General features: G+C 70.1%; 14 protein-coding genes. 4 read left to right on the top strand and 10 right to left on the bottom strand.

Going from position 1 to position 22,164, the window contains the following annotated elements; translation table 11 throughout:
• Positions 1 to 28: 28 nt before the first annotated feature.
• The 6 genes from ACFYMC_RS24630 to ACFYMC_RS24605 form a co-directional block, all read right to left on the bottom strand.
• A complete protein-coding gene (locus ACFYMC_RS24630; protein WP_388528933.1) occupies positions 29 to 616 on the bottom strand; it encodes a hypothetical protein in 588 nt (195 codons plus the stop codon).
• 115 nt (positions 617 to 731) lie between these two features.
• Positions 732 to 2,735 carry an RICIN domain-containing protein gene (locus ACFYMC_RS24625; RefSeq protein WP_388528931.1) on the bottom strand — a complete coding sequence of 668 codons (2,004 nt, stop codon included), beginning with the start codon at positions 2,733 to 2,735 and terminating at the stop codon, positions 732 to 734.
• 677 nt (positions 2,736 to 3,412) lie between these two features.
• Positions 3,413 to 3,916, bottom strand: a complete 504-nt coding sequence (locus ACFYMC_RS24620) for an FBP domain-containing protein (RefSeq protein WP_388528930.1) — start codon at positions 3,914 to 3,916, stop codon at positions 3,413 to 3,415.
• A 205-nt stretch (positions 3,917 to 4,121) separates the two neighbouring features.
• Positions 4,122 to 4,397 (bottom strand): DUF2087 domain-containing protein, encoded by a 276-nt coding sequence (locus ACFYMC_RS24615; protein ID WP_388528928.1) that lies wholly within the window; start codon positions 4,395 to 4,397, stop codon positions 4,122 to 4,124.
• Between the two features lie 156 nt (positions 4,398 to 4,553).
• Positions 4,554 to 7,856: a S8 family serine peptidase gene (locus tag ACFYMC_RS24610; RefSeq protein ID WP_388528950.1), complete on the bottom strand. Its 3,303-nt coding sequence runs from the start codon at positions 7,854 to 7,856 to the stop codon at positions 4,554 to 4,556.
• Between the two features lie 685 nt (positions 7,857 to 8,541).
• Positions 8,542 to 9,183, bottom strand: a complete 642-nt coding sequence (locus tag ACFYMC_RS24605) for a DUF6629 family protein (protein WP_388528927.1) — start codon at positions 9,181 to 9,183, stop codon at positions 8,542 to 8,544.
• 110 nt (positions 9,184 to 9,293) lie between these two features.
• Between ACFYMC_RS24605 and ACFYMC_RS24600 the strand changes: the two genes are divergently transcribed.
• Positions 9,294 to 11,504: an FUSC family protein gene (locus ACFYMC_RS24600; protein WP_388528925.1), complete on the top strand. Its 2,211-nt coding sequence runs from the start codon at positions 9,294 to 9,296 to the stop codon at positions 11,502 to 11,504.
• Here the strand turns inward: ACFYMC_RS24600 and ACFYMC_RS24595 are convergent.
• From ACFYMC_RS24595 to ACFYMC_RS24585, 3 genes are all read right to left on the bottom strand, one after another.
• Positions 11,440 to 13,305, bottom strand: a complete 1,866-nt coding sequence (locus ACFYMC_RS24595; protein WP_388528923.1) for a glycoside hydrolase family 15 protein — start codon at positions 13,303 to 13,305, stop codon at positions 11,440 to 11,442. The genes ACFYMC_RS24600 and ACFYMC_RS24595 overlap by 65 nt on opposite strands.
• 70 nt (positions 13,306 to 13,375) lie before the next feature.
• Entirely contained in the window at positions 13,376 to 14,908 is a 1,533-nt protein-coding gene (locus ACFYMC_RS24590) for an MFS transporter (RefSeq protein ID WP_388528921.1), read from the bottom strand.
• A 127-nt stretch (positions 14,909 to 15,035) separates the two neighbouring features.
• Entirely contained in the window at positions 15,036 to 15,815 is a 780-nt protein-coding gene (locus tag ACFYMC_RS24585) for a hypothetical protein (protein WP_388528920.1), read from the bottom strand.
• Between the two features lie 191 nt (positions 15,816 to 16,006).
• Between ACFYMC_RS24585 and ACFYMC_RS24580 the strand changes: the two genes are divergently transcribed.
• The 3 genes from ACFYMC_RS24580 to ACFYMC_RS24570 all read left to right on the top strand — a co-directional run bounded on the left by ACFYMC_RS24580 (position 16,007) and on the right by ACFYMC_RS24570 (position 20,401).
• Positions 16,007 to 17,317 carry an FAD-dependent monooxygenase gene (locus ACFYMC_RS24580; protein WP_388528918.1) on the top strand — a complete coding sequence of 437 codons (1,311 nt, stop codon included), beginning with the start codon at positions 16,007 to 16,009 and terminating at the stop codon, positions 17,315 to 17,317.
• 3 nt (positions 17,318 to 17,320) lie between these two features.
• Positions 17,321 to 18,232: a hypothetical protein gene (locus ACFYMC_RS24575; RefSeq protein ID WP_388528916.1), complete on the top strand. Its 912-nt coding sequence runs from the start codon at positions 17,321 to 17,323 to the stop codon at positions 18,230 to 18,232.
• A gap of 63 nt (positions 18,233 to 18,295) precedes the next feature.
• Complete coding sequence (locus tag ACFYMC_RS24570) at positions 18,296 to 20,401, top strand: ATP-binding protein (RefSeq protein WP_388528914.1); 2,106 nt, start codon at positions 18,296 to 18,298, stop codon at positions 20,399 to 20,401.
• 146 nt (positions 20,402 to 20,547) lie between these two features.
• Here ACFYMC_RS24570 and ACFYMC_RS24565 read toward each other — a convergent pair whose 3' ends face one another.
• Entirely contained in the window at positions 20,548 to 22,146 is a 1,599-nt protein-coding gene (locus ACFYMC_RS24565; protein WP_388528913.1) for an SDR family oxidoreductase, read from the bottom strand.
• Positions 22,147 to 22,164: the final 18 nt, after the last annotated feature.

Raw genomic sequence — 22,164 nt, 5'->3', positions numbered from 1 at the left:
CGCCCGGTCGAGCCCCAGATGAGTGGAGCTACGCCCGCATCGAGCGGATGAGGCGCACGGCGGCCAGCGTCGCGAGGAGCAGGCCGCCCACCGCGATCCACCAGCCCGTACCGAACCCGTCCACGTCAGCCTCCGGAACGGCCGTGGCCGCCGAGCCGGACGGGGTCTGCACGATGGTGACCGGCGGGGCGACGGGCACGGCGGGGGCCGCAGCGGCCGGGGCCGTGGCCGTCACATCCACTACCCGCTCACCGCGACCGAGGGCCGGGAACCCGGCTTCGACGGTGACCTTCCAACTGCCCGGCGGCAGCGCCTCGGTGGTGGTGTAGCCGGCCCGGGTGCCGGGGTCGCGGACGAGCAGCCAGGGGCCAAGGTTGTGCAGGCCGTCATCGCTGACGGCATTGACCGTCGCGGACACCCTCTCCGAGACGGGATCGTCGTCGTTCTCCCAGGTCACTTCGGCGGTCACGTGGCCGCGCTGCTGCCCGGTGACCACCACGCTCAGGGTGTCGCCGTGGGCATGGGCCCGGCCCGTGGCGGCCAAGCACAGCAGCGCGGTGGCACAGAGCGCCAAGAGGGTGGGCAGGAGGCCCGGGAGGACAGCCCGAATGCGCATGATCGAAAGACTCCGAGGGGGGACGTGGACAGTAGGTAGCGGCAGTCGGTGGACCGGTGGGTGGTCAGGGGAGGAGACCACCCACCGGTCGATATGAGAGGCGGGACCAGCCCGGTCAGGAGACCTTCTGGACCGTCCACACCTGCGCCGGACGCCCGTCCGGCCGCTGGAGTTCGAGCAACCGAGCCCCGTAGTACGGTCGGTTGCTCACCGCCAGGACGTAGTTTCCGTTCCTGGGCGCGAGGCTCACGGCCCCGCGGCTGCCCGCGGACTTCATCCGCCACTGCTGCGCCGTGGTACTGCGGCACGGCTGCTGGGACACCCACATGCCGACGTTGGCGGCGCCACCGAGCTGGAGACACTTGCCGGAGACCGCTGAGCGGATGCGCCGGTAGCCGCTTCCTGCGTCGTCGAAGTACCACTGCTGGTGCGCGTAGCCGTTGCCGGTCGATCCGACGAGGACCGTGCCGTTGGCGGTCCGACCGCCCCACAGCTCGGCCGCCATGCCGGTGCCGCCGTTGTTGAGGGTGTAGCGACTGCTCGGCGTCGTGCTGTCGCCCCCGGAGGTGCTGGTCCGGAAGGCGGTCGCCTTGCCGGCACCGCTGTCGCGGCCGGCGGTGTCACGTACCGAGACCGCGACGGTGTAGCGGGTGTCGGGCCGGAGGTTGTAGATCCTCAGTACGTTGTTCTGCACCCAGGTCAGGTGCTTTCCGCCGAGCAATACCTGGTACCAGGAGGCGCCGCTGACCTTCTTCCAGCTCACCACGACGGAGTCGGCGGTGATCTGGCCCGCGGTCACGGTGGGTGCCGTGGTGGGGCGGGGCGTCGGGGTGGGCGTGGGCTTCGTGGTGGGACCCGGGTCGGTCCCGCCGCCGCCCTTGTTGCGCATCAGGAACTGGTTGTCGGCGATGTTCCAGTGCGTCGCCAGATAGCTGCCGGCGCGTGGGTTGGTGTGGAAGTAGTCGTCGTGGTTGCAGTCCAGGATGTTCTCGGACGCCCGGTTGGTGCAGACGTTACGCATCTTCGGGTAGTAGGGCGTGTCCGAGTAGCACATCACGTCCCACTCGTCCGTGCAGTGCGCACCACGACTGGTGTTGGGTGCGCTGTTGTTGACCGCGCCGAGGTTGTGTCCGAGTTCGTGCGCCGCGGTGTGGCCACCCCAGCAACCGGTGTCGGTACGGCCGTAGGAGGGGCCGAAGTTGCTCAGGTTGTTCTGTGTGGGCCGCTCGTCACCGGCGAACGTGCCGATGCCGCAGTAGACCTGGGTGTCCGCGAAGATCATGTACTTGCGGTCGCGACGGTCCAGGCCCTTGGCGGCCAACGCGCGGTTGGTGGCACTGAATTCGGAGAGGGCGGACGCCGGGAGCTCGATGTTGAGCACGGTGGGGGTGCAGTCCGAAGCCGTCACGTAGCGGATGTGCCGGACGCCGCCGGTCTCCTTGGCGCTCTCGGAGTAGATCAGGTCCGCGTCGGCGGCCCACTTGCGGAAGGAGGCGACGTACTCGGAGTACCGGTCGCGGTTCGGCCCGTGGACGTAGACCACCTGCACCCGGTTGCCGGTGCTGCCGTCACCGTCGCACTGGACGGTCTGCCCGGCGGGGCCGGCAGCCGCCGTGGTCGACTTGCGTGGAGCAGCGGTCGTCGCCCCCGGTTGTGGGCCCGTCGTGGCGGCGGGGGCGGCGCTGCCCTTGGTGTCCTTCGCGGTCGTCGCGTCGACCGCGGCGGGGCCGTCCTGCGGCGCGAGCGTGCTGCCCGACTGGCCGGTTGACGGCTTGGCCGGGTCAACGGCCTCCGCCTTCGCCTTCACGGCGGGCGGGGTGTCCTTCTTGATGTCGACGCCCTTGGGCGGCTCGTCCGGGCCGTGTGTGCACAGGCCGGTGTCCGTGCTGTAGACCCCGGCGCACTTGTCGCCGGCGGGTGCGGTCTTCAACCCGTCGTAGACCATGCCCTTGGTGGGCTTGTTCTTGGGCTTGGCCTTGATGGGCTTCGGCTCTTCGTCACGGTCCGGTTCGGCGGCGGGCGCCTTTGCGGGGACCGGTTCGACCTCTACCTGACTCGCCGGTTGAGCGAGTTCCGTGGGTGCGTCTGCGGGCCCGTTCGACTGGGTGCTGTACGCCACGCCTCCTGTGATCACCGCTGCCGCAGCGAGTGCGGCGGTGGCGAGTATGAGTCGGCGCGGCCTCCGCTCACGTGCATTGCGTCTCCTGTGTCGAGACATGCGCACACCTCATTTCCTTGGTCAGGGGACTGGGTGCGCGGAAGCCTGCCAGACCAGTTCGCCGGAGAATTCGGACAAAGAGGGGCGCGGGCTCAGAGACACATCTGTTACTTAGTGTCCTGTTCTGACGAACTGTCAACTTGCATAGAAGAAAGTCTAGTTGGGGCTTGGGGTACGCAGTGGTCTAGTCCTTTTTAAGGATGTCGTAATCAAAACGAAATACTCGCGGATTCTTTATTGACGCCCATTCAGTAAAGAATTACTCAGATGGACTTGCATCGTTACGACCAGTAAGGAACGTTGTAGCAGGCGGTGTTGAGGCGGCCACCCGCAGAAGCTATTTGAGCGATGAACGGGATTTTGGCCGTCAATTCCCTACAGGAGTAGATGGGTTGCATGCCCATGCGGGAGCACACCTGCGCGGGCCGGCTCGGCCCGTTCTTAGGCAGGTTCGAGGACCGGCACCACAACCGCACTTCGACGTTGCCCTCCTGCTCTGCAATGGCGAAGCGGCGGCGGACGAAGGACGGCCGCCCCGAACAACGGGGCGGCCGTGGGGCGGGAACGGATCGGCGCGGTCAGCCCGCGACCTTGGCGGCGAAGGCGTCGAGGTTGCCGCGGGCCCGCGTGATGCGCTCCTCCAGGGTCAAGGTCTCCTCATAGCGCCCCCCGCGCAGCTTCGGCTGGCGCTGCCCCCGCACGTACAGGGAACAGGCGAGGTCAGCGCAGACATAGATACCCACCGTGTTGCCGTCCCGCCCACGGGGCCCGGCGAGGGGGGCGACCAGCAGCGCGACGCCCGAGGAGGCGTGTCCGGTGAAACAGATCTGGCAGATGCTGGACTTCACCGCGCTGGTGCGCTGAGTTCCGGGCACCCGCAGGGTGATGCCCACCGGGGACCCGTCCGGCGAGCGGTACACGATGTGGGCGCGCAACGGGGCGCCCGGGTCCACCCACCCCAGGAAATCGAGATGATCCCAGGGCAGGTCCGTGAAACCGATCGGCAGCTTCAGCCTGGCTGCCTCGCCCTTGGTGCAGTTCACGAAGGAGGAGCGAATCTGTTGTTCAGTGAGCGGATCCATGACATGGACGGTACGGGTGGGCCGGCGTTTCGGTCACTCCGTTTTCTGCGGTTTCGTCCCGTTACGGGGCGACACCGGCGTGGTTCTCCCCGTCGGGGTGGTGGCCCGGTCCCCCGGTGGGTGAGCCGGGCACGAGCGATCCCTGTAACGGCGAGTTGCGGTCGCTGAGGCGGTTCCACCGGCGCTGCGGCATGGAACTCTCGCTTCAGCCGACCCGGCGGTAGCTGCCACCGTCGCGGGTGCGGGTCAATAGGCCGGCTTCGACGAGCGACCGGCGCAGCGTCGAGTAGTCCTCGTGGACGCCGAGCAGCACCTGGTTCACTTCTTGCTCGCTGTAGGAGCGATCGGACTCGAACAGCGTTTGCCGCAGGTGGTCGAGCAGTTGGGCGCGCCGGGTCTCCCTGCGCGGGATGGTGGTGAGACGACCGTGCCTGAGCAGGCCGGCCACGGGGCGGATCTCGCCCCCGAGGTTGTTGGACATGTCGAAATCCTGACCCACCGACGCGGCCCGGGCAACGGGATTTGACATCCCCACCCATCCCCTGTCCGCGCCTCCTGCCCGCCCTCCGGAGAGCCGGCACTTGTGGTTGGTGGAGTGTGCCTACCCCCTGGCCAACCAGGGGGTAGGCGCGGGTGCTCAGCCGGCGAAGTACGCCCGGATGATCTTCAGATCGCTCTTGTTGCCCTGCTTGTCGATGACCTTGCCACGCAAGGAGACCGCTTTCCCCTTCGCCGGATTGCGGACCTCGACCGCCCCGGCGCGCACCTTGAGCCGGTGCCAGCTCTGTCCGTCGTCGTAGGAGACGTACACGGAGAGGGACCGCAGGCGTGATGCCTCGGCGGCAGCGCCCTGGACGGTGACCGGGACGCGGACGGTCCGCCCCGCGGGGGAGGTGCTGTCCCAAGCGAGCTTCGGGCTGAAGCGAACCACGGAGTCAGGAAGCCGGGTGGTGCCTGCGGTCCTCTTGGAACGGAACGTCCAACGTGCCTCCAGCCGTGTGGAAGTACGGGCCAGGGCCGGGCTGCGCACCACCTTCGTGGCGAGCGAGTAGAGCGCGTCACCAGCGGGCACTTCGAAGTTCGAATCGCCGGCCAGCGCGTCCGTGCTCCGGGCGATCACGGCACCGTTGCGGGACAGGGTGGTGGCGACCGAGGTGTGGAGTGAGGCCCCGACGTGCTGCTCGCCGTCCGCGAACAGCGGCAGGTAGCCGCTCAGGGTGTCCCGGGACCGGAACAGCCCGAGCTCCCCGTTCAGTCGGGGCCCGAAAACACCGGTGTTGAAGGTCTCCCGGTAGGTCCTGCCCGGCTTGAGGGCCTGCCTGGGGGCTGCGCTGTACATCGCCTCGCTCACCGGGAAGCCGTCGGCGTCCCGGCCACCGGTCTGCTCGAAGTCGATGTCCCACCTCACTCCGTCGCCCGCCGACAGGTACAGGGTCGTCGTGGTCGGAAGCCGGCGGGGGAAGGAGATCGAGGCAGCCGAGTCCACCTTCGGTAGCCAGCCGGTGGCTCGCAGGTAGCCCTCCTTGCCGGGAACGGACACGCCCTGCCTCGCCTTCATCGTGGCGAACTCGGACATCCGAAGGCGTTTGGTGTATCCGGTGGCCAGCCGCTGCACCGTGCCGCCGAACACGGCGTGGTACTCGCGCAGCGGACCGTTCGTCCCGTGGACGTCCCACTGCTGGGTCAAGTTGCCCCCGGTGACCGCAGGTCCCAGGTGCTTGGTGCGGAACCCGCGGTAGGAGTCCAGCCACCACCCGTAGCCGTAGGTACTGTCGCCGGAGCGCAGGGTGAAGCCGGGAGCGGCGAACTCGGTGGTGGCGGTGGGGGAGGGCAGGGTCACCCGGACCGGTCGGGCCTTGCGCGCGTCCAGGGTGAGGGAGGTGTCCCCCGTGATCCGTAGCCGTGGCTGGACCAACCAGTCCGCGCCCTGCTCCGCCCCCGGAAGGCCGGTGAACACCGTGGTGGCGAGGACGTAGTCACCCTTGGGGATCCGGAGCGTGACCCTGCCGGACTCGTCGTAGGGGTCATAGGACAAGTTCCGGGCGGGGCCGCTCACACCGTTGAGGCTGGTCGAGTAGTTCCCACTGGCTTCGCCGTCGCGCCCGAGGTGCCGCAGCGTCAGGTCGTAGGACTCCACCTCGCGTTCCACCGCGGCGGCCACTCGTACCCGTTGACCGCCGCCGCGGGCTTCCAGGTACGCGCTGTACACACCGTTTGCGGAGCCACCCAGCCGGGTGTCCGCTCGAAGCCCCACCGACGCTCGACCGCCCGCCGGCACCGTCACGGCGGGTGCACTGAGGGTGAAGAAGCCTTTCGGTGCGGGGCGGCCACCCGGACCGGTGGCCGTCAGTTTCAGGCGGAAGGTGACGGCCTTGGACCCCACGTTCCGCAAGGAGACCTTCTTGGTGACCGGGACGTCGTCCCCGTGTGGCCACTGCTGCACCCCGAAGGCCAGTGAGACCGGCTCGGCGATCACCGACTGGTGAAGGGCCCGGTCCACGGCGATCCGTCCGCTGCCCTGCTGGAAGGGGCTGTACCGACCGGGTTTCGTCGAGGCGATCAGCGCCCCTTTGAGCTCCTTGCCCTTCCAGCGTGGGTGCTCCTGCTTGAGCAGAGCGGCGGCGCCGGCCGCGTGTGGGGTCGCCATGGAGGTACCCGAGATGCTCAAGTAGCCCTGCGGGTTCTGACCGACCTCCTGCTCGATCACGCTGCCGGGAGCGGCGGCGGCCGTGATGTCCACGCCCGGAGCTGTGAGGTCCGGCTTCACGGCGCCATCGCCCACCCGCGGGCCGGTGCTGGAGAAGGGCGCAAGAGCATCGGCGTCGTCCACGGCTCCGACGGTGAGAGCCGCATCGGCGCTGCCGGGGGAGCCGACCGTACCGCTGCCGAACGCACCGGAGTTGCCGGCCGCCACGGCGAACAGCACCCCGCGTGCGCTCAATCGGTTGACGGCCTCTTCCAGGGGGTCCTCGCCCGGGGCGTCCGCGCCGCCCAGGCTGAGGTTGACGATGTCGGCGCCCTGGTCGACCGCCCACTCCATGCCGGCGATGATGCCGGAGTCGTCGCCGAACCCGTTGTCGTCGAGGACCTTACCGCTCAGCAGCCGGGCTCCCGGCGCGACTCCCTTGAAAGCGCCGCCCGAGGCCGCGCCGGTGCCCGCGGCGATGGAAGCGACGTGGGTGCCGTGACCGAACCGGTCCCCGGCGTCCGGCGCGGCACTGAAGTTCCGTTGTGCGACCACCTGTCCGCTGAGGTCAGGGTGAGCGCCGTCCACCCCGGTGTCCAGCACGGCGATCTTCACTCCTGTGCCGTCGTACCCGGACCGCCACGCCGCGTCCGCACCGATCTGGCGGGTGCTCTTGTCCAAGCTCGCCCGCCGTACGGCGTCCAACCACACCCGAGCCACACCAGGTGCGAACACCCGCTGACCGGCGCCGTTCGCCGTGCGCTGGACATCGGTGAGGGCCTCCCAGACTCCGGCCGCCCCCTTGGCCGGAGCCTGCACCGCCTGAGCGTTCAGCGAGGCGAAGCTCCGGCGGATCTCGGTGCCCCGGCCGCGCTCCAGCTCACGCTTGACGGTCGGGGCCGCTCCTCGGTATCCGACGATCAGGCGCATCCCCTGACGTCGCGCTGAACGGTACTCGGGGCGGTTCAACTCGGTGATGTCGAACAGTCGGGCATCGAGCACACCCGTGGAGACCAGGCGCTGTGCGTCGAACGGCACGACCCTGAAGTGGCCGTTCACCCGTTGCACAGACACCGGGACGTGCTCGCGACCCTTGGCGCGCTCCATGCCCACCGGCCGACCCTCGGCGTCGACGAGGACGCGGTCACCGGTGATCAGAGCAATGCGCGTGGTGCTGCGTGGCGGCCCGAGGTCGGGTCCGGCCTTCGTGCCCATCGACGTCGTCGTCGGCGCCGCCGCGGACGGGGTGGTCATTCCCGCCGTCAGCGCGACCGCGGCGGTGACGGCCACGGAGGCCGCACCTGCTCTTGCCAGTCGTCTACGCAAGTCATCCCCCTGGATGAAAGGACATCGCACGGGAAGCGCGGACCGCTCCCCGCCACGCGCAGTATGTACACCGCCGTCCAGGTGCTCAATAACGTGGCTTGATAGGGCACTTGGGTCAGATGGGCCGAAACGTTCCGCTGCGCTCAACCGCTTCGCCTCGTACCGCTGGCGCCTCGCCACCGCCAGTTGCCCGCCGTCGAGCCCCCGCGCCCCGTCGAGGATGGCCGATTAGGGGCCCGAGCCCCGACGGCGCATGAGCCTGCACACCGTCCCGGTGACGGCGCCGCTGGGTGGGCCGTCGTCGACGCATCCGGTGGCGCGCCGCCGGGCGTCGCTGGGACACGGCGCGGTGGCTGGCCTTGGGTTACGGACTCATTGCATTCCGCGCACGACCGTGCCGACGGCGCCGCGAGAGCCGTTGGTTGACGTGTGGACGACCCCGAGGACAGAAGAAGCATCGCGTACGCGGCCTTGGACGATGCCTACTGGATGGACCCGAACAGCGCTACTGAGCTTTGCCGCCGTCACGGTTGTGGCCGCTGCCCTGGCCACCTCGCTCCGCTGACGCCCGCTGCGCGGCAACCAACGACCCCGAGCGGGTGACGGCCGCCGGTCATGCCCCCCGGAGAGGGGGCCCGGACACCCGCCCCGCGCCCCGCCGCACCCACCCCCACACCAGGAGCGAGGCCAGCGCGGCCACAGCGCACCAGGTGGACACGAACTCCCGCCGCCACAAGAGCGCGCACACCACCGCACCGACTGCGATCACCACCCCGATCTGGCGCAGCCGCCGATCGGCGCAGAACAGCAGGGAGCCGAGGGTGGCGAACAGGTAGGCGGCCATGAGCAGGCCCGGTTGGTCGAGCGCGAGCACGTACCCCACGGTGTGGCCGCGGATCTCCGCGCGCACCGGTGTTGTCGCCAGATGCCGGGCGAGGACGGCCGCGGTGACCGCGCCGACGAGCGCCGGCGCCACCTGCCGCCCACGCCGTCCGGGCAGCGCCACGATCAACACTGACCAGGGAACCCACACAGCCAGCAGTGGCAGGGCGATCACCGCCCATGCCGTGGTGGCGAGGCCGGCGCCGCCACCAGAGCGCCAGACCGCGGCCTCGATGACCTGGTGCACGCCAAGGAGCAGCGGCAAGGCAGCGAGCGGCAGCTCGCGGAGCCTGCGCACACCCGCCACGCAGGCCACCCCGACTCCGCTGATGGCCACACCGGCCACCAGATCCGCGCTCGCGCTCCCGCACACGCAACGAGTCTGCCCCCGGGAACGCCGCCGCGCCCACCCGCGGACCTTGACGCTCCCGGGAAGTGACGCCCAGGGAGCCGCCGCCGGCTTCCTGGGCGATCCTGGAAGACATGGGAGCTGATCCCAGCAGCGACCGCCTCTTCGGCGGCCTCGGACCGCGCGCCGCCGCGGCCCGGAACTCGGCCCGGATCACCCTCGCGGCGTGCACCGGGTTCTACCTCTCCCTGTACGTCTGGGACCAGACGGTGGCCGCCACCTACGCGCTGTTCGCGGCCGTCGCCCTGGGAGGCCTGTCCCGCGTACCCGGCAACGGAAAACAGCGTGCAGCGGTTGTGGTGCGGCTGTTGCCGGTGGCCTGGCTCCTGGTGACCGCGGGCACCATGCTGGCCGTACGGACCTGGGCCGCGGTGGCCGGGATGCTCCTGATCGGCTTCGCGCTCGCCTTCGTGGCCGCCGGAGGGCCCAGGCCGGCCGGCGCCGCCCCCGGCCTCCAGCTCCTCTACATCCTGCCCAGCTTCCCGCCGTATGCTCCGGACACACTCGGCGTCCGCTTGGGCGGCGCGAGCCTGGGCATCGTGCTGCTGGTTCTGACCGACCTCTTCTTGCTACCCGAGCCGCGTGACACCAGCTACCGGCAACTGGCCGCCCGGGCGGCCACGACGGCGGCTCGCTGCGTCGACGAGCTGCTGCGGCCTCCGTATGTGCTGTCGGCCCAGTCAGCGACCGCCGCTCACCAAGCGGGGCAAGCCCTGCGCCCTCTGAACGTGGCCGACGCGGAACGGCCGGCCGGACCGCAGGTCATCGAGCGCGCCCTGGCCCACGCGGGGCTGTCCGCGCGCACCCTGCTGGCCAGGCTGGTCGCCCTGCCCCCGCCCGTGCCCGGGACTGCGCCGGGCCCCGTCGGACGCGGCCTGCTCGCTTCGTTGGCCGTGTCCTCCCGGGAATCCGCCGCCGCCCTGCGCAGCCGCCCGGTGGGGCGGTGGCGGACAGAACACCCGGTCAGTTCGGAGGGCCTCACCGAGCTCCGGGCCTGCCGCGCCCGGCTGGGTCGGATGGACACGCGGCTCCAGACCGCCCCGGCGCTGCGTCGGCACGCGGCCCTGGACGAGATCGCCGACGCCGCCTTGAACATGGCGGCGGCAGCCAGGCTGGCCCGATACGGGCGTGCCGCGGCCGACTCCGTCGACCCGGTGCGCTTTTGGTACGCCTCGCTCAGCGCCCCGCACCTGTGGTTGCACCGGCTGGCGGGCCACGCCGGGCGCCGCTCGGTGTACTTCCAGAACGCCGTGCGCATCAGCCTCGCCCTCGCCGCCGCTCGGGCCGTTGCGGGCCTGGACAGTCTGCCGCACGGCTTCTGGGCGCTGCTCGCGACCTTGACCCTCACCCGAACCACCGTCACCCAGACCCGCACGACCATTCGGCAGGCCCTGGCCGGCACGGTGCTGGGCGCCCTGGTGAGTGCGGCGCTGCTGGTGGCGATCGGCCAGGACACCACCTGGTACGCGGTGGCGCTCCCGCCCCTCATGCTCACGGCCTTCTACCTGGGGCCGCTGCGCGGTGTGGGCTGGGCCCAGGGGCTGTTCACCCTGGTCGTCGCACTGGTCTTCGCCCAGCTGGCTCCCGTGACGTGGCAGCTCGCCGAGTTCCGGGTGTTGGACGTGCTGGTGGGCAGTTCGATCGGCATCGTCTTCGGCCTGTTCGCGTGGCCGCGGGGCGCGCACTTCGAACTGAGCCGCTCCGTGGGCGTGTTGCTCAGGGTAGCCGCCGACCTGGTGGCGGTCACCGTGCTCAGTGTGGCAGCGGGCCGGGGGAGGAGTCGCCCCGAGGCGCCTTCGGTGGTACCGATGCCCCTGCACCCGCCCGTTCCTGCCGACGACCAGGAACTGCACCACGCCCTGGTGATGGCCGAGTCGGCCTTCGCCCAATACCAGACCGAACAACACGAACACGATGATCCGCCGGCCGACTGGCAAGCGGCACTGATGGCCGGTCACCATGCCCTGTGGGGGGCGCGCAGGCTCCGCGACGCCTGCGGTGACCTCTTGGACGAGACGGCCACTACTCGTCTGGCACGCTACGCGGGCGGGACCACGGAGGGACTACGCCGGGCCGCGGCTCAACTGGAGACGGCCGACGCCACGCCCGGGGCGGACGGGGACGGGGCGGTGCGCCTCGCGCGGCAGGACGCCGGGGCGGCTTTCAGCCTCGACCGGGTGCCGCCCTTGTACTACGCGGCCACCGAATGGCTCGACTGCCTCACGGCTGACCTTGACCGCCTCGCATCCGGTCCAGGGCGTCGTCCAGCGTCGTCGCGGCCATGATCAACGAAAGGTGGGTGAACGCCTGGGGAAAGTTGCCCAGTTGCTCGCCGCTCGGGCCGATCTCCTCGGCGAAGAGCCCGACGTGGTTGGCGTAGGTCAGCATCTTCTCGAAGGAGAACCGCGCCTGCCGGGTCCGACCAGCCCGGGCCAGGGCGTCCACGTGGAGGAAGGTGCAGAGGCTGAAGGTCCCCTCGGCGCCGCGCAGACCGTCCGGCGAAGCCTCCGGGTCGTATCGGTAGACCAGGCTGTCCGACACCAGGCCCGAGTCGATGGCGTCCAGGGTGCTCAGCCAGGCGGGGTCGGAAGGGGAGAGGAGTCCCACTCTGGGGATGAGTAGCAACGCGGCGTCGAGTACGTCCCCGCCGTAGTGCTGGACCAGGGCACGCCGGCGCTGGCTCCATCCGCGCGTCATCACCTGCTCGAAGATGGCATCACGTGCCTGCCGCCACTGCTCCCGGTCCGCGGGACGACTGAACTCGGAGGCCAGCCGCAGGCCGCGATCGAAGGCCGCCCAGGACATCACCCGGCTGTAGGTGAAGTCCTGCCGACCGCCACGGGTCTCCCAGATGCCCTCGTCCTCGCTGTCCCACGAATCGCAGAGCCAGTCCAGCATCGAGGAAATGGCCTGCCAACCCCGGTAGGTGGGTTGGGCATCGATGGCCGGTCCAGGGGCGCTGCTGCCGCGACCCTGGGTCAGGGCGTACAGGGCTTCGCCGTAGATGTCGAGTTGGACCTGGTTCACTGCCGCGTTGCCGACGCGTACCGGCGCGGAGCCCCGATAGCCCTCGAAGTGGTCGAGGATCTCTTCCGGGAGCCAGGGGTCACCGTCGACGCGGTACATGATCTGCAGTGGCTGGGTGCCCGAGGCGGGGCCGGTTGCGCGTTCGGTGACGCGTTCGGTGAGCCAGTTGGTGAAGGCGGCAGCCTCTTCGACGAAGCCGAGGTCGAGCAGGGCCCGTACGGACAGCGAGCCGTCCCGGATCCAGGTGTAGCGGTAGTCCCAGTTCCGTTCCCCACCCACCAGTTCGGGTAGACCGAGGGTGGCCGCGGCGATGGGTGCGCCGGTCGGCAGGTAGGTGAGCAGTTTCAAGGTGATGGCCGAACGGTGCACCATGTCCGGCCAGCGCCCCCGGTAGTGCGCGGTGCGCACCCAGTCCTGCCAGAATCCGACGGTGTCCCACAGTTGACTCTCGATCTTCTCGGCGTTGGCCGGCGAAGGCGGGCTCGCGTCCCGGCCGCCCACCGTGAAGGCGGCGCCGGCCCGCCCGCCCGAGGTGAGGGTGATGCTGCCGCGGACATCGAACTCCCCGTCGCGTTCGAGGGCGAAGTCCGTCTGGAGGAAGCCGCTGTCTGCTGCCGAACGGAACGTCGCGAGTTGCCCGTCCAGGGTGAGTTCGTGCCGTGCTCGGCCGAAGTTGAACCGCGGTCGGCACTCCAGGTTGAAACGCACCGTTCCTCGCATGCAGCGCACCACGCGCATCAGTGTGTGCTTCCTGCTGGCACGTCCGGTCAGATCCGGCGGCATCCAGTCCATGAGCTCGCCCACCCCGTCGGGGCACATGAAGCGGGTCACCAAGATGGCGGTGTCCGGGTAGTAGAGCTGTTTGACGGTGGCACCGGGATGGTCCAAGGACATCCGGAAGTATCCACCGCGGTCGTGGTCGAGCAGGGCCGAGAAGATGCCCGGCGAATCGAAGCGAGGCGCGGCGAACCAGTCGACCACACCCTGGTCGGAGACCAGGGCCACCGTCTGGAGGTCGCCCACGATCCCGTGATCGGCGATGAGCGGATACCGCTTCATGGATCCACTATCGGGCAGAGCGTACGGCGCGGCACGGCGGAAGGCCCAGGGACGGCCTGCCGCGGCGGGCCTACGGCTGGGGTGGTTCCAGAGTGGGAGCGGCCATCGGGCACTGGGTACGGCACTGCGGATGACTCGGACCCGCCCCGGGCTTGCGCACGGTCGTCCAGGCGAGTAGGGCGCCGACCACCAACAGCCCGGCACACCAGAGCATGGCCCGCCCGAACGCGGCGTCGAACTGCTCGGCGGAACGGAAGGCCTCCGAACCCATCCCCGCCAGCAGCGGTAGGGCCGCCACGGCGAGCAGGCCCGCCGCCCGAGCCGCCGCGTTGTTGATACCGCTGGCCAACCCTGCCCGGTCGGTGCTGACCGAGGACAGGACGGTCGCCGTGAGCGGGGCCACCAAGGTGACCATGCCCAGTCCGAGCACCAGCAGGGCCGGCAGGACGTCCGTCAGGTAGGACGCCTTCGGCCCCACCCGCAGCATGAGCAGCATCCCGGCCGCGCAAAGCAGCGGCCCGACGGTGAGGGGCAGGCGGGGCCCGATCCGTTCGCCCAGTGCCCCCGAACGGGCGGACAACAAGAGCATCAGCACGGTGGTCGGCAGTAGCGCCGCCCCTGCGGCGAGCGCGGAGTAGCCGGAGACGACCTGGAGCTGGAGGACGGAGAGGAAGAAGAAGCCGCCGAAGGCCGCGTAGACACAGACGGTGACGAGGTTGACGGCAGTGAACAGCCGGGAGGCGAAGATGTCGGGTGGCACCATGGGCTCCCGGCGGTGGCGTTCGAGGGCGATGAAGAGGGCGGCGAGCAGGATTGCGCCGACGGCGGCGGTCACCACCTGGGCCGAGCTGGCCGCGTCGGGAGCCTCGATCAGCGCGTAGGTCAGCAGGGCGAGCGCGGCGGCACCGAGAGCCGCGCCCGCCATGTCGAACCGGCCGGGCGCCTTGGGGTCCTTGGACTCGGGTACGTGCCGTAGCGCAACCGGGATGCAGAGCGCTGCGATGGGCACGTTCAGCAGGAAGACCCATCGCCAGCCCGGGCCGTCCACCAGCCAGCCGCCGAGGAAGGGGCCCACGGCCGCGCCGACGCCGCCGAGTCCGGACCACAGTCCCACGGCACGAGCCCGGTCCTGAGGATGGATGGAGGCCTGGATCAGCGCCAGGGACCCGGGGGTCAGCAGGGCGCCGCCCACGCCCTGAAAGGCTCGGGCGGCGATGAGTACGCCCGCGTTCGGCGCCAAGCCGCATGCCAGGGAGCCGGCCGCGAACCAGCCGACGCCCAGCACGAAGATCCGCCGACGGCCGTACCGGTCACCGAGGGCACCACCGACCAGGATGAGCCCGGCAAGGGTCAGCAGATAGGCGTTGACCGTCCACTGGAGAACGGCGAGGTCGGCGTCGAGGTCGCGTCCGATGGCCGGTAGCGCGACGTTGACCACGGTCGAATCGATCATCGCCATCGCGGAGCCGAGCACCGTGGTCAACAGGACCCACCGTCCGGCCGCGGTCCCGACGCGAACGCTGCCGGCCGGTTGCGGGCCACTGGGGGAACGCCCCCCGGGGCGGAGCGAATGTCGGTGGCGGGGCCGGAAGGGGGTGTTCATGTCTCAAGGCTCGCTGTGTGAGCGGCAAAGGGCCAGCGCGCCGAAGACGTCGACTGGGCAGAGGAGGGTCAACTCCGCGGGCGACCCGGGTACCCCGTGGGGTCCGGGCCGCCCATGTGTGGCTGGATCAGCCTCGTACTCCCGCCGGGCTGGGGGAGTGGAGCGTGGCGGTGAGCGCGCCGCTCAGCGAGTTCGCCTGAAGCGCGGCGTAAGCGCGCACCAGTTCGTGGGAGCGCACGGGCCGCCGTGCTGCCTGGGCGCTGAGGTCGCCCGGACACTGTAGTTCCCACCGGGCGAAGCGGCGGCGGGCGCCTGCCACTCGGGAGCTGGGGGCGAAGTACAGCATGGTGGTGTTCTCGTGGGGGTTGTGGGCCGACCCCTCGTAGACGAGTTGGCCATCGGACTCCAGCCGGTTCGCGAGGTGGGCCAGGAGGCCGCCCCCGGGGTCGCCCAGGAGTAGCCCTACGTGGTTCTCGAATCCGTGGACGCGCTCGGAATCGCTGATCGTCGTGCTGTAGCCGGGGCTACAGCGCGGGAAGAGGAATACCTCGACCTCGGGACCGGGCTCGCATCCGGTGGTGACGTCCAGTCGGGTTACCCGTATATCGACGTCGGGTGGAAGCCCGTGTCGTTCCGTGAGTCGCCGCTTAACCAGGACGCTTGGTATTGCTGCCGAGGCGTACCACTCGTTTTGCTTGAAGTAGTCGAGAGCGGAATCCACGGAAGCCGGGAACAGGAGCGTCGCGCAATGGGACACCAGGCACGTGGCGCTGATTTCTTCCTTGAGGTCGTCTGGAAGCCAGGGCGGCAGAAGTGTCTCCAGGGAACTTCCGCATGCGTGGTGCGCGTAGTCAACAGCATGCTGGAGGCGCTGTATGTCGCACGCGTCGAATGTCACGTGATTCACGTCGCAGCCTTTCTGTTGCCGACACCTGCATTAAAAGCACGTCATCCGATCGGGGGCATCCCCATGTAGGCCGATCGAGTGATCAGGATGGGGGTGGAGCGGGAATTCGGTAAATCTCCGCCCGCTGTGGTTGTGTCTTTCTTATGCCTCCCTCATTTTTAGGTAGAGGTTCCGTACCGGGAGGCTGAGAAATGACGCCATGTAACGGGAAGAATTCTCCCAAGATTCTTATAGCCGGCGCCGGAATCGGCGGTCTGACCACCGCGCTGAGCCTGCAGGCCGCGGGGCTCGGCAACATCCAGATCATCGAGGCATGCCCGCGGATGCGGGCCGTCGGCGCCGGAATCAACATCCAGCCCGCTGCTGTCCGGGAACTGACCGAACTGGGCCTCGGCCGGGCGCTGGAGGCCGAGGCCGTGGCCACCGCACGTCTTCAGTACCACCACCGCTATGGCGGACTGATCTTCTCGGAGCCACGCGGACGGGCCGCCGGCTACCGGTGGCCACAGTTCTCCGTGCACCGGGCTCGACTCCAGGAACTCCTGCTCGCCGAGGTCCGCAGGCGGCTGGGCGCCGCCGCGGTCCTGACCGGACGCCGGCTCCTCCACTACGAACAGGCGGCCTCCAAAGGGCAGCGCTCCGTACTGGTGTTCACCGCGGAGTCTCCCAGGCCACTGCGCTGTGACCTGCTGATCGCGGCAGACGGCGTCAACTCGGCAGCTCGCGCCGTCATGCACCCGCACGAGGGCCCACCCCTGGGCAACGGCATATGGATGTGGCGCGGCGTGAGCGAGGGACCGCCCTTCCTCGACGGTCGCACCATGGTCATCTTCGGTTGCAACTCTCAGGTGAAAGCCGTGGTGTACGCGGTCTCGCGCCCCGATACCACCGGCAACTGCCAGCTGAACTGGGTGGTCGAGACCCACGGTGACGCTGGCCCCGCCGCGGGCGACACCCTGCCCGCCGCTGGGGAATGGGACCAGTCGGCCCCGGCCGAGGCGGTGCTGGCCCATCTGGACGACTGGCGCACCGGCTTCCTGGACCTGCACGCCGTCGTCTCCGCCGCACCCCGCATCCTGCGATACCCCATGATCGACCGGGACCCGCTGCCCAGCTGGGTGGACGGCCGCACCGTCCTGCTCGGTGACGCCGCCCACCCGATGTATCCGACCGGGTCCAACGGAGCCTCTCAGGCGATCGTCGACGCCCGAGTCCTGGCCTACGAACTTGCCCACTGCGAAGTGGACGAGGCGTTGTCCCGTTACGACGCGCTGCGCCGGCCGCAGACCACCCAGCTGCTGGCCGCACACCGGCGTCTGGAGCCCGACCGACTGCTCCATCAGGTGGAGATGCTTGCCCCGGACGGCTTCACGGACATTCGCCAGGTGCTGCCGGCACACAAGCTGGTCGATGTCAGGTCCTGCACCCGCCACGTGACCGGCGTCGACGCCGCGGGACTCAACGCACGTTCCTCCTGGAACGTCCCGGTACGAACGGCCTGACCCATGCGCATACCCCGTTCCTTCTGGCTGATACCCGCCGCCCTCCTGGCGGCCCTGCTGCCCGCCGCAGCCCTACCGGCCCGCCAAGGACCGGAAGTGACCTCGGCCTCCGTCGCCGCGTTGGGTCGCGGCACGGTTGAGCTCTACACCGAGTACGAACCAAACGGCCGCCCGCGGACCCTGGGCGTGGCCCTCAGCGAGTCGGCGCTGAGCAGCCTGCCCACCAGCGCGACCGACGGCCGGCACTGCTTCGACGCGGACGGTGACGGGAGCACCGACCCGATGCATGAATGCGTCGGTGGTCACAGCAGTGAACTCGCCCTGCCCGCAGTACCTCCGGGAGCCGCCGAACTGCCGGTGCAATGGGCGCTGGTCAACTGGAATCCGCACGGTCACACCCCGCACGGGCGATACGACGTCCCGCACTTCGACGTGCACTTCTACCTGGATTCGCCCGAAGAGCGCGCCGGGATCCGCCTGGGGCGGTGTTCCCTGCTCATTGACTGTGACCAACTGGCAGCCGCATCCCGCCCGGTCCCCGCTGCCTACCTGCCCGCCGGCTACCCCGCATCCAGTCCCCGCACCGCCGAAGGCGCCATGGGAGCCCATCTGGACAGCAGACCACCGACCGCCGGAACGCTGGTCGGTCAAACCCTCATCTACGGCGCCTTCGACGGCCGCTTGACCTTCATCGAGCCGATGGTCACGCGGGACTTCGTGGACAGTCAGCGCACGCGGAAGAGCCACCGGTCCTGCGAGCCGATTCCGCAGCCTGCCGCCTGGCGCGTCGCCGGCTGGTATCCCACGCGGTATTGCACCGCGTACCGAGCGGGCGAGCGCGACTACGCCGTGTACCTGACGGACTTCGTCCACCGATCGGCCACCATGGCCGCCTTCGGGTTGCCCGTCCGATGACCCAGCGGGCGGTTTTGTACCCGCGGGGGCACATGGGCGCGTTGGGCAGAGCACACTGGTGTCGTGCAGCGAACTCCCGATGTGGCCTCCTCGTTCGTCGGGCGAGCGTGCGAACTCGCCTTGCTGGAAACAGCCGTGGCCGAGCAGCGGCTCGTCACCGTGGTCGGGTCGGGCGGGGTGGGCAAGAGCCGTCTCGTCCGCCACCTCCTGTCTGGTCGCCGTGTCCGCGGGCAGCGGCCCGCACCCGGCGACCGGTTGGACACCTCCGCTCGTCCGTCCCTCGCCGCGTTCCAGGACGGGGTGCACTGGGCCGACCTGTCACCCCTTCCCGACGACCGGCTGCTGGTGGCGAGCGTCGCCGACGCCGTCGGGCTGGCCGACCACACCTCCCGCAAGCCACTCGACGCTCTGCGGTCCTGGCTCAGTGACCGCAGGTTGCTGTTGGTCCTCGACTCCTGCGAACATCTGATCGAGCCCGCCCGTGAGCTCGTCGTCGAGCTCCTCGACACCGCGCCGGGAGTGGTGGTCCTGGCCACCAGCCGCCAACCATTCGCGCTACCGGCCGAACACGTCATCGAACTGGGGTCGTTGCGCTACGGGGCGGACGGCCCGGATGAAGCCCTGGCCCTGTTCGCGCAACGCGCCGCCGCGAGCGTGCCGGAGTTCGACGCGCCCTGGCCCGAATCCTGGGTTGGCGCCGCCCGGGACATCTGCCGCCGCCTCCAGGGCGTGCCCTTGACCCTTGAGCTGGCCGCGGCCCAGCTCAACCGTCACAGCATCGAAGACCTGGCCATGCGCCTCGACCGGAGGATCGACCCGCTCACCACCACCCAGCCGATCCAACCGGCCCGGCACCGCACGCTACGCACCACCATCGGGTGGAGCCATGAACTGTGCGACCCGGCCGAACGGTTGCTCTGGGCCCGGCTGTCCGTCTTCCGCGGCCCCTTCGACGAGGAAGCCGCGCGCTCGGTGTGCGCCGGGGGCCCGCTCTCAGCGCAGCAGGTGCCACATGTCCTCGACGCGCTCAGGGTCAAATCGGTCCTGCACAGCACCCCGGCCGGTGCCGCGGGCAGCGTTCCGACCCTGCGGATGCTCGACACCGTCCGTGAGTACGGGGCGATGTGGCTGGGCGAACTCAAAGAACACCAGGGCCTGCGCCGGCGCCACGCGCACCACTTCCAGGAACTGGTACGCCGTGCCGACGCCGAGTGGCTCGGCCCCGCCCAGGGGAGCTGGTACCGCCGGATCGGTGCGGCGCACCCGGACCTGTGCGCCGCCCTGGAGTTCTTGTTGGAGTCGGCTCCGGCGCGAGCCCAGCACATGGCGAGCCGGGTGGCCTTCTTCTGGAGCTGTTGCGGTCACCTCCACGAGGCCCGTTCGTTCCTCCAACGCGCTCTGCGTCTCGACGGCAACCCCGGCCCGGACCGGGCTCGCGCCCTGTGGGCCCTCGGAGTGACCCTCCTCCTCCAAGGAGAACACAAGCAGGGTCACCAACTCGCGGTAGCCTGCGGGGCCTTGGCTCGTCAGGGCGCGGGTGATCCGCTGATGTCACTGGAGGCGGCCTATCTGCTCGGCATCAGCCACCTGCTCGCGGGTCGGCCGCTCGCCGCCCGCATCGTCGCAGAGAACGCCCTACAGGAGTGGCCCGGTGAACCCTTCGGCTCCGCGGCCCGGCTGCGCTGCCACCTCGTGCTGACCTTCGCCCTGACCGGGATGGGGCTGTTCGCCCCCGCCCGGTCCAACGCCGAAGCGATCCGGGCCGGTTGCGTGGCCCGAGGCGAGCACTGGACCCGTTCCTACGCCGACTACCAGCTGTCCCTGATCAACCTGTTGGAGGACCGGCCGCACGAAGCCGCTGCACACGCCCGCTCCATGCTCCATGGAAAGCACCAGATCGGCGACAGCTTCGGTACGGCACTGGGCCTCGACCTGCTGGCCGCCGCGAACGCCGCAGGTGGCGACGGGGAGGCCGCGGCCCGTGCCTCGGGCGCCGGGCACGCCTACTGGCAGGCAGTCGGCCATCCGCAACGTGGAATGCCCGAGCTCGCCGGAGTGCGCGAGGAGTGCGAGCGGCAGGCGCGGCTGGCACTCGGCGATGCCGGGTACGAGCGGGCGTTTCGTGAGGGTGCCGGACAACGATGGAGTCTCGCCCAGGGCGGAGAGTGAAGGTGCTCCTGCGGTGGAGGGGCGCCCACCACCCGATGCGGCGCCTCAGGCGGAGGATCCCGCCTCACGGCGTTCACCGGGCGACCCGAGAACGCGGCCGGATGCCGTAGCCGTCGTGTCCACCCGACCCGATCGCACGTGTCTCTTCAGCCCCCGGGGGTCCGTGCCGCGTCGGCCTCGGGCGCCATCGAGGGCACCCCTGCCCCGGCGGAGCCCGCATGCTCGGCGGACTCGGCCGCGCGCGCGATATTGCGGGCCATGCCACCGAAGACCAGGGCGTGGAAGGGCCAGACGCTCCACCAGTACGCGTGCCCCAGCAGACCCCTGGGGTGGAACAACGCCCGCTGGCGGTACCGCGTCGCGCCCACGGCGTCCTTGTCCGCGTACATCTCCAGCCAGGCCAGCCCCGGCAGTCGCATCTCCGCACGGAGGCGGAGCAGATGACCGGCTTCGATCTCCTCCACCCGCCAGAAGTCCAGCGAGTCACCCACGCGCAGGCTCGCGGCGTCCCGCCGCCCTCGACGCAGCCCGACTCCGCCCACAAGTCGGTCGAGCCAGCCGCGCAGCGCCCAGGCGAGCGGGAAGGAGTACCAGCCGTTGTCGCCACCGATGCCCTCGATCACTCGCCACAACGCCTCGGGCGACGCACCGACCGAGAGTTCGCGGCAGTCGGTGTAGAGGCTGCCGCCGGCCCAGTGCGGATCCGTGGGCAGGGGGTCGCTGGGCGCGCCCGGATAGGAGGCCGAGGACCATCGGGTGGTCACCTGCGCTTCCCGAACTCGGCGCAGAGCCAGCGAGAGGGCTTCGTCGAAGCCGATCGGCGTGCCGGGCGGATCGGGCAGGTAGCGGGCGATGTCGTGCTCGTCGCAGACCACCTCATGGCGCAGGGACTCCGCCAACGGTCGAGCGATGGCTGCCGGCACGGGAGTGACCAGCCCGATCCAGTGGCCGGACAACCTGGGGGACAGCATGGGCACAGGCAGGATGTACCGCTTGGGTAGTTCGGCCACCGCCGCGTAGCGTTCCATCATCTCCCGGTAGGTCATGACGTCCGGCCCGCCGATGTCGAAGCCGCGGCTGACTCCCGCGGGTAGCCGCGCACAGCCCACCAGGTAGCGCAGGACATCTCGTACGGCGATGGGCTGGATCTTGGTGCTCACCCAACTCGGCGTCACCATCACGGGGAGCCGCTCGGTGAGGTAACGCAGCATCTCGAAGGAAGCCGAACCCGAACCGATGATCACAGCGGCCCGCAGGACCGCGGTCGGCACGCCGGAGTCCAGCAGGATCTGCCCGACCTCGGCCCGCGAGCGAAGGTGGGCGGACAGCTCTGCTTCCGGAACGTCGGTGGGGGTCAGGCCGCCCAGGTAGACGATGCGCCGCAGGCCCGCCTCACGGGCCGCGCGCGCGAAGTTCCGGGCCGCCTGACGGTCCCGTGCCTCGAAGCCTGGGCCGGTTCCGAGCGCGTGCACCAGGTAGTAGGCCACATCGACGCCACGGCAAGCCCGCAGGAGGGACTCCTCGTCCATGACGTCGCCCTTGACGACCTCCGCCCGCCCCGCCCAGGGGTAGTCACGCAGCCGCTCCGGGGTCCGGGCCAGGCAGCGCACCCGGTGGCCCGCGGTGAGCAGCTCGGGCACCAGACGGCCGCCGATGTAGCCCGTGGCTCCCGTCACCAGGCACACCGGCGCGTCAGCGTCCGCTGCGCGGGCCTCGCCCCCGGGTCGCTCGCTCCGCCTGCTCATCGGCCAGCTCACCGTCCC

It is taken from the genome of Streptomyces sp. NPDC006879 (assembly GCF_042869595.1).
Lineage (GTDB): Bacteria > Actinomycetota > Actinomycetes > Streptomycetales > Streptomycetaceae > Streptomyces.
The sequence above is the reverse complement of the archived record's forward strand: the minus strand, read 5'-3'. Positions and strand labels throughout refer to the sequence as shown.